At 27.3% G+C, this 13,848-nt stretch carries 5 protein-coding genes and 1 pseudogene; all 6 read right to left on the bottom strand.

The window, feature by feature from the left end; translation table 11 throughout:
• Positions 1-271: 271 nt before the first annotated feature.
• Positions 272-751: a YitT family protein gene (locus tag Q0F58_RS05465; protein WP_294373403.1), complete on the bottom strand. Its 480-nt coding sequence runs from the start codon at positions 749-751 to the stop codon at positions 272-274.
• Positions 687-1,115, bottom strand: a complete 429-nt coding sequence (locus tag Q0F58_RS05460; protein ID WP_294373401.1) for a YitT family protein — start codon at positions 1,113-1,115, stop codon at positions 687-689. Before Q0F58_RS05460 ends, Q0F58_RS05465 begins: the two co-directional genes overlap by 65 nt.
• A gap of 113 nt (positions 1,116-1,228) precedes the next feature.
• Positions 1,229-2,369: pseudogene (gene nifS, locus Q0F58_RS05455) on the bottom strand (cysteine desulfurase NifS).
• Between the two features lie 44 nt (positions 2,370-2,413).
• Entirely contained in the window at positions 2,414-3,262 is an 849-nt protein-coding gene (locus Q0F58_RS05450; protein WP_294373397.1) for a patatin-like phospholipase family protein, read from the bottom strand.
• A gap of 82 nt (positions 3,263-3,344) precedes the next feature.
• Positions 3,345-4,871: a WG repeat-containing protein gene (locus tag Q0F58_RS05445; protein WP_294373394.1), complete on the bottom strand. Its 1,527-nt coding sequence runs from the start codon at positions 4,869-4,871 to the stop codon at positions 3,345-3,347.
• Between the two features lie 162 nt (positions 4,872-5,033).
• Complete coding sequence (locus Q0F58_RS05440) at positions 5,034-13,715, bottom strand: SdrD B-like domain-containing protein (RefSeq protein WP_294373393.1); 8,682 nt, start codon at positions 13,713-13,715, stop codon at positions 5,034-5,036.
• Positions 13,716-13,848: the final 133 nt, after the last annotated feature.

The raw sequence follows: 13,848 nt of genomic DNA, 5'->3' as shown, positions 1-13,848 counted from the left end.
GTATAGTGCAAAGTAGTCTGTTTTTTCGAGAGTTTTGGTGTTTTTGGCTTTTGTAAATAGTTTCACTATTGCAATTATTGCTATTATTATTACTATAATTGCTATTATGACTGCAAATACTTTTTTGTAGTTTAGTTTTGCTTCGGTGTCATATCTTCTCCCTTTGCTCATTTCTTTCCTCCAATTATTTATAATTTTTCAAGTTTATTCTACTATAAAAGCTTTTAATTGTCAATTTTTTTATGTGATAAAATAGCTCTATTGAAAAATTTTATTTTTCTTTAAATCCCACTCCAAGAACCTCTCTTGAATTAGTTATAATTAAAAAAGCATTAGGGTCGATTTTTTTAATTTGTGCTTTTATTTCTGCTAAATTATTTCTTCCGATTGCACACATTAAAACAAGTTTTTCTTGGTTTGTATACATTCCTTTTCCATAAATACCTGTTACTCCTCTTTTTACATTGTTTTCAATAAAATTAGATATCTCCTTATTTTTATCTGATATTATAAATAACAGTTTTGTAAAATATATTCCTTCAAATAATATATCAATTACCTTTCCCATCAAGTATATAGTAATAGCAGAATACAATCCTATTTCTATTTTTTTTAAGAATATTACATTTAATAAAACTATTCCAAAATCTATCATTGTTATCAAATTTCCAGTTCTGAATGCTGGTTTATATTCTTTTATCAAAATACTTGCTAAATCTGACCCTCCTGTTGATGAATGAGCTCTTAGGATTAAAGCTGTTCCTAATCCGAGTTAATATTCCTCCATAAATACATGCAAGAATTTTATCATTTGTTAGTGGTTCAAATCTATCTAAAATATCTATAAATATTGAGAGGCTTATTGTTCCTATTATTGATTTTTCTAAGAATCTTTTTCCAATTTTTACTGTTGCAAATAAAAACAATGGTATATTTAAAGCTAATATTGTTGTTCCCATTGGTATTTTCAATATATAATACATTATTGTTGCTATTCCCGAGAACCCTCCTGAAGATAGTTCATTAGGTAATAAAAATAATGATATTGCTACAGCCATTATGAATGATCCTAATATTGTCTCTATTATTTCTATTATAAATTGTTTTAGTTGCATTTTGAACCTCCTTTACTCTTTGGTTCACTTAATTTTCATGGTATTTTTCCTAGTATTTGCTTTTTTTATTTTTTTATGCTTTTAATTATTTTCATTACATAAATTATTTTTTTCTATTTTCTCAGTTTTTTCACACACCTCTCCAAGTTATCAACTAAATAATTAACTTCATCCAAAGTATTAAATTCGCCAAAAGTAACTCTTAATGCTCCTCTAATTAAATCCTCACTTAAACCAATAGCAGACAAAACATGAGAAGGTGCTGGGTCTTTCGAATTACATGCAGAGCCACTAGATGCACAGATTCCAACATTATCAAGTTCTAAAAGTAAATCATTTCCATTAATCCCTTCAAATGAAATGTTACTATTACCAGGCAGTCTTGCATTTAAAGCTCCATTTATTTTACTATTAGGAATTCTTTTAACTACTTCATTAATATAATAATTTCTAAGCTCCTTCATTTTTCTAACATGCTCCTCTAGTCCAATCTCTGCCAATTCTGCCGCCTTTCCAATTCCAACAATTCCTGCTGTATTTTCAGTTCCACCTCTCTTATCTTTTTCCTGATGTCCACCATTCATAAATTTTTCAAATTTAATGTTTTCTCTAACATACAATGCTCCTATTCCTTTAGGTCCATGGAATTTATGTCCAGATAAAGAAAGCATATCAATTCCCATGTCATGTACATTTATTTTCACATTTCCGCACAGCTTGAACTGCATCAGTGTGGAAAATCACTCCCCTCTCTTTTGCAATTTGGGCAATATCTTCTATAGGTTCAATTGTACCTATTTCATTATTTGCAAACATTATACTTATCAAAATTGTTTTATCTGTTATACTTCTTCTTAGCTCATTTAAATCTATAAAACCCTGATTATCAACATTCAAATATGTAATTTCAAATCCTTGCTTTTCTAAAAATTCACAACTTTCTAAAACTGCATGATGTTCTATTTTTGTAGTAATTATATGATTTCCATTTTTTTTATTTGCATAAGCAATCCCCTTTATTGCAGTATTATCCGCTTCTGAACCACACCCCGTAAAGTAAATTTCTTGTTTTTTAGCCCCAATTAATTTTGCAACCTTTTCTCTAGCTTCTTCAATTGCCTTTTTAGCATCTCTTGCAATTCCATATACAGAAGATGGATTTCCATAATGTTCACCAAAATAAGGTATCATTTCTTCTATAACCTCTTCTTTTACTTTTGTAGTGGCACCATTATCAAAATAGTATGTATTCATATTCTAAACCTACCTTTCTTCACATATAAGTTTAGTTTATTATATTATTTTGACAAAATTTTGTGAATTTCACCCATTCTTTCAGTTGCTATTTTATAACCACATTTATAACATTTTTCAATCTGATTACTATCTAAAAATCCTATTTCATTATCAGTTGGAATGGTTAATATAAAATCACTTTTTTTTACATCACTTTCTATTATTTTATTTCCCATAATATCTATCGCTCTTAATACAATATCCATAACATTACTATTATTTGTAATTTCTATTGGTGCAAAATTTACTGTAATTACTTTATCTGCCCCGCATCTTGCAACTTCACTTACAGGAATATTATCTATTGTTCCTCCATCTAAAAATATATGATTTTTATATTCATATGGACAAAACACACCTGGAAAACTACTACTTGCCCTTACTGCTGCACCAACTGATATATCAGTTATATATTTTTTATTACGATTTTTTTTAGAAGTAAATACATACTCTTTACCATTTTTTATGTCAATTGTAGGTATAACAATAGGCATTTTCACATCAGACATTTTATATATGTTTTTTCTATTTGCAAATTCATTGTATAATTCTTCTATAGAATTTCCGTCACTTATTCCTGATATATTAAATTTTTTATTTACAATATATCCGCTTACTCCATTTATAATAGAACCTGCACCCATACTCGTAATTGTTTTTCCGTATCTTTTAAACAATTCATATATGTGTACTGGTGTATACCCCATTGCATAAAGTGCTGCAACTAAACTCCCTGAACTTGTTCCACCTATTACATCTATTTTTATATTATTTTCTTCAAATGCTTTTAATACTCCTATATGAACTGCTCCTCTTATGCCTCCACCTGACAAAGCCAAACCTAATTTCATATTATCCTCCCCTTTTTTTCCAAATTTGGAAATAAAAAAAGTAGCAATTGATTTCCAATTCTTGCTACTTTTTTATTATTAACTACTTTTTCACATAATATACATTTTCAATTGTTACTTGTTCTTTACTATAATCACCTATTTTATCGGGATAATTTTCCTTTTTTAAATTTGATAAATCTTGAATCTTATTTCCATTATTATCAAAATACATTTTTTCTTCATTGTCTATTATTATTATATAGTCTTCGTTTTCGCTTCGGATTTCTGGCTTTTCAACCTTTATAATTTCTTTCATTTCAGATGAATAAAATTCATTTATATTTTGTCCTTTTTCTACTGCTTGAATTATATTTTTTCCTTTTATCTTTTGTAAAGAACTATATTTCATATCTAAAATTACTTTTCCATTATTATTTATTACTCCAAGATTTCCATTATCATCTGTTGCAACAAAATAATTTCCATACAAATATTCTATGTATCTATAATTTTCATCTACCAATTTGTTACCATCTTTGTCTATAATTCCATAATATAATATATTATTATTCAATATTGTTGATATTTGATAATCTGGACTTTCTGTTTTATATACTGTTCTATTATAATTTATATCTACAGTATTTCCTTGATTATCATATACTTTATTGTTGTTTGCAATTTTTGCGTATAAATATATTCCTTTTGATTCTATCGAATCTTGTTCTACTTCGATAATTATTTTTCCATCAAGTTTTGCTACCCCGTATTTTTTATTTTTTTGTAATATTATTATATCATTATCCTCATAATATGTCATTGCCTGATATTCATTTGGAATTATATTTTTAGAATTTCTATATAACCCGTTTTTACCATTTTCGGCTGCTATTAAATATATATTTTTATCATCTTCTTTATTGATTCTTTCTATTTCATTATATTTTGTATCTAATATTATTTTTCCTGTATATGATATATATCCATTTTTATAGCCATTATCTGTTTTAATAGATACTATAAATCCTGATTTTTTATATTCGTCTTTTTTTGTATAATACCCATCTGATAATATCTTATCATATTCTGTTTTTACAAGTATATTTCCTTTTACATCTATTACACCATATTTTTCATTTTGAGATACCAAAAATTTTCCTTCTGTTGGTGATAAATTCTCTATAGAGTCATAAATATTTTCCGTTAACTTTTTTCCATTTGTATCCATCAATCCATAAAATCCATCTTTTCTATAAATCAATGTACCCTTCTCATATGATAATGTACTTGCTACACTTTTTAATTTTATTGGTTCAATATCCTCAAATTCTGTAAATACTTTTTCATTTTTTGAATTTAATATTTCTGTTTTTTGTCCATCATAGCATACAAATAAATCCTTTTGCGGATTTGGTAATATTATGTTGGTATATTTTGCGTCTATTACTTTTTTGCCCTCTTTATCTATTATTCCATATAGTTCATTTTCTTGAGAAATGTAATAATTATATTCTTCTACTTTATCTATTTCATAATTATATTTTTCTGTATTTATTTTTTTTACTATAAATATTCCTACTAGAATTATTAAAATTACTGTTATTATTATCAAAATTTTCTTCTTCATTTTATTTCCTCTTTTCATTTTGATTTTTTATTTATAATACAATATATATTAAATAATTTCAAGTCTTTTTGATATAGAGGAAATTCATTTTCAATAAAATTACTGCCTTTAACAAAAAAACTGTTCTTTTTATCTTCAAAAAGAACAGTTTTTATTATTAAATTATAGAACAAATTTCTTTATTATTATAACTCCTCCTGCTATTATTATAAGTGCTCCTGCTAGTATAATATAATTAGTGTAACTTTTATTTTTACCTGTTGGTGGAGTTATCGTAATTATAGAATATGAATCGTCGTTTTCGCTTGTTCCATTATCTCTAACATTATAACTTCCCATGTTACTTATATGTTGAGCTGTATAAGTTACATTCTTTATTCCGACAATTTCAGAATAACTATCTAATCCCAAATTGTCACTTGAATTTGAACTTGGTAGTAATCTACTTACAGTTACTGTATAATCAGCTTTATGTTTACCTTCAGTTCCTTCTGGCATTATAGATTGTTCTTTTGCTTCTAAGATTTGATTTTTATATTCTTTGTTACTATCTACAATATTTTCCGAACAGTAATCTCCTATATTGTTATTATCTGATATGTCAACATTGTCTTTTTCTTTTGTTGTATCTATGTAATTACATTGTTTATATGATAAATAGTCTATTATCTTAGTTACTGTTGTGCTCACAGGTTTTGAAGAGCCTTTTATTCCTCTTGTATAATAATCTTCTGATGCATAATCTATTTCAGATTTATTTATTGCTGTTAATTTATATGTTGTTGTTAGAGTAGAACCGTATAGATTTGTGCTATCAGTTTCTATTCCTATTTCTTTATTATCATTTACACTAGTTAACATTTCTGATACTGTTTGATCATCAGGATTTCCATTAATTAGATTTGTTCCATTTGGTAATGTAAATTTTACATTTTTAATTGTTTTGTCTAATTGGATATCAACATGAGGTCTTTCTATTATACCAAAATTCATTCCAGAACAGTTTGATTCAAATTTTGTTTCAAGTGATGTATCCCAATCAATTGCTTTGCTTTGTTCTTCCAAATACTCAAAATTTACATTCATAACTTTTGAAAGAGCTTGTATATTTCCACTGTCAAAGGTTGTTTTTGACTTATAGTTAATCTCTTTATCAGACTCTGTTCTAATTTTTATTATATCCTCATCTTTAGCAGTCTCATTATCATAATAATATTTATCTGTTGCAATAGAATTTTTTCCTCCCATAACATCTATATACCAATTGTTTTTAGAATTATTTGCTACTGAATCAGTTACTATTGTTGACTTATAGTCTGTTATACTTATTTCTGTATTTGTATTAACATCCTTTATAATTTGTGTTCCATTGCTATATGTAAATCTTAAGTAATATTCTCCTGGAATAACACCTTCTAATTTATATATTCCATTTTCATCTGCCTCTACCGTTCCATGCTGTGGCTCAAATCTCCAAATACCATTTTCTTGTCTTAAACAATTTCCTTTTATACTATATAAAGAAGCTTCTGATCCGTCACTATTTAAAAGTGATACTTTAACCCCTGTTACTTTTTTTTCACCCTCATCATATAGTCCATTTCCTATTCTTGTATTTTCACTTTTTGATTCTTTTGTTCGTGTATCCTCAAACACATTTCCAGAAATAGTTCTTTCTTCTGCTAATTGTAATTTTAATGATAATGCACCACTTTGATCAGTTAAATCTTTTGTTCTATGTTGGTTTTTCGCCTTATACTGACTTTGGTTATTATACATCCAACTATAATCATTTCTTTCATATTCATGATATCCATCTGCTACTGCTGTTGTTATACTTTCTTTGTATATATTTGGATTATTTTTTGAACCTTCTATCAATTGTTGTAATTCTTGTTCTTTTACTTTAAATCTTATTGATATATTTGCTTTAGCTCCTGGTTCTATAGGGCTGATTTGACCGTTATATTTCACATTACCTTCTTCATTGTCTTGCCAGTTGTCATCACTTATTTCATATATCTCAGAATTGAAACTATTTCTTAAAGATGTGACATTTAAAGATTTTTCTACATATAAATCTTCAAAGTTAGTTGTCATTGTATTTGTTATTGTTATTTTATATGAAACATATACTTCAAATTTATCCTTTGTTGGATCATCAGAAATTGTTTTATTGTAAGCTATATCTGATGGGTATAAGTATTGTGTAAATGACTTTGATGAATTTTGAATCGCAACCCTATCATATATATTATTTTTTTCTGGTACATTTTGTACAACCTCAGGTTTTCCATATTCATATTTAAATGTATAATTACCTTTTTTCAATTGTACATAATCAAGATCTTCTATTACTGATATTTCTTCCTTGACCTTCTGCATCAATCCTAAGTTTAATGTTTCTATTGTATAGTTATCTTCATTATAGTATTTTGCTATACTTTCTTCCAATGTATTTGCATTTGGTATAGTAGTTGCTATTCCTGTACCATTTGCACATGGATCATTTTCCCAGCTCCAGTCGTGGTTTTCCAAAGCTCTTGATGCATTTCTATTTTCTACTGCTAAATCTGCTGGAACTGTTACAAATGTTTCATTGTCAAATGTAAATCTTACCATGTAGTCTCTTAAGTCCCAATATAAAACTTCTTTAAAGAATGTAAAGCTATAACTTCCATCTTCACCAGTTGTTGTCTCTTCACCCACTCTAGTTACCGTATTATTTCCATTATTTTTTACAAATTCTACTTTTATTCCAGATAATTTTTTGTCTCCATCTCCAAAAACATTATCAAAATCATTTAATTTTCCTAATATGTTTTCTTGCCATACAAATCCTGTTACATGTTTTACCCATTTTTTATTATCTATTCTAACAGTAATATTTGCAGCATTATTATCTTCATTTCCGAATGAATCCACTCCTACAAGATGTGTTCCACAATCTACCCAAGTAGGATTAGAAGGATCTGAACCATAATTTTCTTGTTGAGTTATATCATATCCTTTTGATGTTTGATATTCCCAAACATGATATCTTCCTTTTTTTATTACTACTATTTTTAGACTCTCATTTACTTCTATTGGAGAAGGACTATAAACATATTGAGAATCTTGTGCAAGCCATGTTCCATCTTCATATTGAATGTAGAAATATGCTGTTAATTTTTGGTCTACATTATCCGGATCTTTTTTCTCTAAAGTTAAAGAATATGGTTTCTTATTCTTTATTGTAGCACTAGCCACATATGTTCCTGACACTGTTCCGTTTTGACAGCTTAATGTCTGTATTACTGTTGTATCTGATTTATAATATGGATTTTTTGAATCCACTTCTTGTACTGTAAATGTTTGTGCTTCATTACGCATTTTTATATTTTTTATACTTATCTTTCCAGCACTATCTGTATATATTGTTACTGGTATATCAGACTGACTTCCATCTGAATTTATATATTTTCTATGTAAATTGTCATATATTGTAAATCCTATTTGGTCTATTGCTGTATTATCATCAGCATCTACTTTACTTAGCTCTAAATCTACATACTTTTGATTATAAAATTCAAATGTTACTGTTGTTGGTTTACCATTTTCTCCAACACGACCACTTACTAAAGCTGATTTTACTTTTTCTGTTTGCAAATCTAGATTATAACCTTTTGGTGCTTCTGTTTCTGTTACTGTATATGTACCTGGGGGTAGACCTCTTAGTGTTGTTTTTATTGGTAAATTTTCTGCTATCACATGACCTGCTGAATCTGTTACCTTAAACTTAGCTCCACAATCGCTTTTTAACTCACGATAAGAACCATCACTATTTTTCCAATCTGCGTTATATTTCCTTATTACTAAAGAACCGGAATATACTGGTCCCCAAGATACAGATGCTGATCCATCTAATTCTGAGGTTGTAGTACTTATTGTATGCTTTCCAGCTGTTTGACAAGCACCAGGAGATGTTGAAATATTCTTACCCTCACCATTTTGGTGGTTTCCTGAAATGCTTACACAACTCGCACTATAATCATTTCTCCAATTCGTAATCACTTGAGTAGCTTTACTTACTGTAACTTCTACTGTAACTTTTGTCACAGCTGTTACTGTTTTAGGAACCTTTACATAAAATGTTTTACTCTTTCCTGATGTCCACGAGACAGCATTTCCATCTTTATCACAAATACTAGCTGATCCAGTTCCAGCAACTGATACTGTTATAGATGAATTGTTTATAGCATAATTACTTGTTAATTTATATGGTCCAACTATATTATAATTATCATTCAAATAAGTAAATTTTTTTGAATTTCTTTCTTTGGTTAATTGTATTGCTTTTAAAACTGTTGTACTGCTACTCGTTACATAATCTCCGGTTGATGTACACCAATACTTATGACTTCCAACTGCGCATTGGTGTGCTCCGTGTGCTGTACACCACCACTGTCTATTTAGTTGACCGTTAGCTCCTTCCCAGTTAATTATTTCATACCAGCCTGCATTACTAACAGTTGTCCCAATTAACACTGTTGCCATTATCATAATCATTATTGTAGGTAATTTCTTGTTATATTTTATTATTACTCTTATAAGTAAATATACTACTCCACCAATTAAAATTATTATCAATGTATTCCTATATAAACCTGTACTTACAGAAATAAGTATGTCTGCAGAGTCATTGTCATCTTCACCTTGTGCTTTATTTCCTGCTGTTGAATCTACATCTTTTAAATTCTTAGCATTACTACTTTTCGTTATTTCTGCACTATTTTTTGTAATTCCAACAGAATTGCTACCTAAGGTTTTTATTAAATATAATTTTAAAGTTTTACTTTCCCCAGGTGCCAAAGTTTTTGAAGCTAAAGATGTATTCTTTAAACTTCCATCTTTATTAACAGTCCATCCATTGCTGTTAGAATCATCTAATGTTAAGTCATCTGGAAGATAGTCTGTAACTTCATTTGCATATCCCTCAAGTGTTCCTTCATTTGTTACTATTATATTATATTCTATCTTTACAATTGAACCCTCTAATTGCTTCTTTGGAATCTCTACTTTTGCAAGTGATGTATTGTTGTAATTGTATTCTTTATTTCCCTTAGAATTGCTTACTGTTACTTTGCTAATATTTTTCTCTAATTTTAAGTCAAATACTTTAATTTCAGTTAATCCTAAATCAATATTTTCAAGATTTTTATTTAATTCTAAAACATCTGTAATACCAACTTCTTTTGTTACACCATCAATATTTACACTAGATTTATTTGCATCATTATTTAGTCCTTTATCTACATCTTTTGCTTGATATTTTGTAATTTCGTATTTAGCTGTATCATATTCAAATAAACAGTAATATTTTCCTGATGGTATATTTTCGAATTTATATTCACTATTATCATTAACTTGTAAAATCATCTTTTTATTATTTATTGAAACTATTGAATTAGTTTCTGCATTAAATAATTTTACTGTTATTCCACTTAATCTTTTTTCATTTTCTATTCTTCTACCATCTTCATTTTCATCTAACCATGTAATACCACTTATACTATATTTTGATGTTGTGCCTGAATTATTATTGCTATTACCACCATTGTTATTATTTGACCCTTGATTGTCATTATTTTTATTATCATCATTATTATCCTTGTTGTTATCATCTTTATTGCCATCATCCTCATTATCGTCTTTATCATCTAAGTCTAAATCTTTTCCATCAATATAATCCCAATCAACATTTGTAATAGCTGTTACTTTAACTATATTAGAAGTTATTGTATTTATTGCCACTCCAGATACTGTCACAAAATTAGAAATTTCTGTATTTTGGTCAACTTCATCTACTTTAACTTTTGCCATTATAGTTATTGTTTTTCCAGCTGGAATTACTGTTGTTATATTAATATCATCATAATCGTTTGTTTTTACCGATAAATCTAATTTATTCTCAACTAAATCATATTGCAGATTTGCTTCTTCTTCAATATCATAATTTTGTTTATCAGCTTTAAAGTCTCCTTCTTGAACTGTTTCTTCCTTTATGTTATATGATAAATATGTTGCTTCTACTCCTATTAATCCTTTTTGCAAATTATCTGATATTGTTACATTTGTTCTAACTTTAGATTCATTCTTTACTGTTATTTTATAAGTCAATTCATCACCAGGTTTTACATTTTGTCCTTCTTGTTCAAGTGACATAGTTGCTTTTACATATTGTGGATATGCATATATTTTATTTTCATTTGATGTATATCTTGTGCCATCAATTGTAGCTGTAGCAACCATTTTTAATTCTATTTGATTTTTATTTTCTTCGTAATTTGCTCCTGAGAAACGGATCATTATACTTTGTAAACCATTTGCTTTTATACTTGGTATATCTATTTTAAATTTATTATCTTCTATTTTTCCATTATCATTTGTAGTATCATCTGAATATAGTACATATGAAATATCATATTTCAATTCTTTAGGTATTTCACTTGTTTCTATATGAATGTTTTTCAAATCTGAATCTGTTAAATTTTTTAAGTCAATTTTGTATGCAAACTTGTCCGTTCCATCTGTCTGTGCTTTCAATTTAAAATCTACTTTAGCTTGTGATAATTTATTTTTTAATACATATGTATCATATTTTTCATTATTTATAACTACATTTATATTATTTAATATATCTTCGTTTTCTTTATCATCTTCTAAGTCATTTAAAACAACTTCATAATACTCTGTTACACTTTCTCCAGCCTTTAAAGTATTTATGTTTTTAAACATGTAGTTCTTTACTGTTTCATCTGTAATATAATTATATATAAGATCATCTCTTACATTATATACATACTTGCCTTCTTTTTCATCCCAATGTTTCCCACTTTCTAATGTAACATATTTAGAATAATCAGGTATATCTCCTGAAACTACAATATTATTAATTGTTTCATTTGTATTATTTGTTAATGTTACTTTATACTTTATAACTTGCCTTTCATAAACTATTCCACCTTGAACATTATCACTTTCATTTGTTCCAGACTTTGCAGTTATTTCACCACCAACTTCTGCTACAGCACTAACACTCAATCCATTATTTTGTTTTAAGCTTTCTACTTGAGACAAATGCATTACTGACTTGTTTTCATTTTCTCTGTCAACAGTTTCTTCAGTTACATTATTATTTAATTCTTCAGTTTTATTTTCATCTTTATTTTCTATTGTTGCTTGCAAATTAACAGGAGTTTGATTTACTCCACTTTCAATATTTTTACCAACTTCATTTGTATATTTGATATTTATATTATCTGAATAGCCTGAAAATTCTTTATTTAGTATAATAGTCGCTGGAATTACTACATTTGTTCCATCTATCATATTATCAAATAAATACTCTGTTTGTGCTCCTTCTATTTTTACTACAATTACTTTTTTGCCATTTGAGTTTTCTTTAACATTTACATCTTTTATGTTAAGCCCATTTGCATTTAATAAATAACTATCTCCAACTACAACTTTTTCAACTGCTGATGGTAATTCTATTTGTAATTCTGGATTTTTAAATAAATTGCAATCACTTTTTGATGTTACTAATGTTGCTGTTATTTTTACTTCATTTTGTATATTATTTGTCCATTCTGTTTTATCTATAGATGTATTAACCTTTGTAACGGCATTCTTTATTTCTTTTTCATCTGTTGTTAAACTTTCTAAATTTTCACTTGATATTTGGTGTTTCGTTACTATATATTTATTTTTTAAGTCTTTCATATTAGAACTTATTATTTTTGTTTCTTGAATTCTTATTGTTCCTTTATTTGCTGGTTTTGAAATCTTGAAACTTAAACCTGTAACTTCATTTTCGAAGTTAAAAGTTATCTCATTATCTTCTTTTTTGTAATCTTTGTTTATATCTAATAATATATTTTCATTATTATCTAATATTTGCAGACTTCCCTCGTCTCCTAATACTCTTGTTAAATCATTTTTATTTATTTTTATTTGTTTGTATGTTACATCATTTGTCTCTTTATATTCTTTATTTTCTGTTTCAAATCCATTTGTTTCTTCTAATGTTATTTCATCATCGACTAATTTGCTTACAATTATTCTACTGTTTTGAGAAAACTCTGTTGAATAATTTGTTTCGTTTGATATATTTGAATTTATATATCCATTATAAATATCTTGTGTATTTATTTTTGTTGATACAATATCTCCAGACTCTTCTAATGTTATATCATTATTAGTTAAATCTTGTATTCTTCCAATTTTCTCATTTTGACTTTCATATCTTATAAGTACCGGTACAGTAATTTTAGAGTTTTCTTCTGTTAATTCTATTTTTTGATTATAATAGAATATTATTTCATATTCATCAAAATCATTTGTACTTCCACTATAAACTTCTCCATTTTCATTTGCTTCATTACTGTCATATATATGTAAAATTTTGCTTTCCTTGTCATATTCATATTTTGCTTCTTTTTGCTCATCTTTTCCGTTTGTTGCTTTTGAAGAAATAGAAATAACGTCTATTGTGTCAGGTATGATACCATTAATTTCTGGTATTTTTAGATATGTTGCGTTTTCTTTTACAGGACTATAGTAATCTTCTGTATATGCTGGTTTTTCTTTTAAGTTAAATTCAATTATAGATTTTTCTTGTCCTTCTTCTTTGTAATTAAATTGCTTTACTAAACTGAAATTAGTTTTTACGCTTGATACAATTTCTTTACCTTCTTCATTATAAAATGCTCTCGAAATAAAGATACTTGCACTTATTGCGAGTATTCCTATTATTATTGGTAGTATGTACTTATCTAAAAATTTAATAATCTGTTCTTTCATCGCCATTTCTCCCTTCTATATCATTATATTTTGTTATATGATTTTTTACAATATGGGAGTTTTCTGGTTTTTTCAATTATTACAAAAAAAGCTTCTATCCTTTTACGGGAGCTATATTATGGCTTTTTTTATG

The sequence above is a fragment of the uncultured Clostridium sp. genome, from assembly GCF_934754915.1.
Taxonomy (GTDB): Bacteria; Bacillota; Clostridia; order Clostridiales; family Clostridiaceae; genus Clostridium.
Note: the sequence above shows the minus strand (reverse complement) of the source record. Positions and strands in the feature narration are given on the sequence as shown.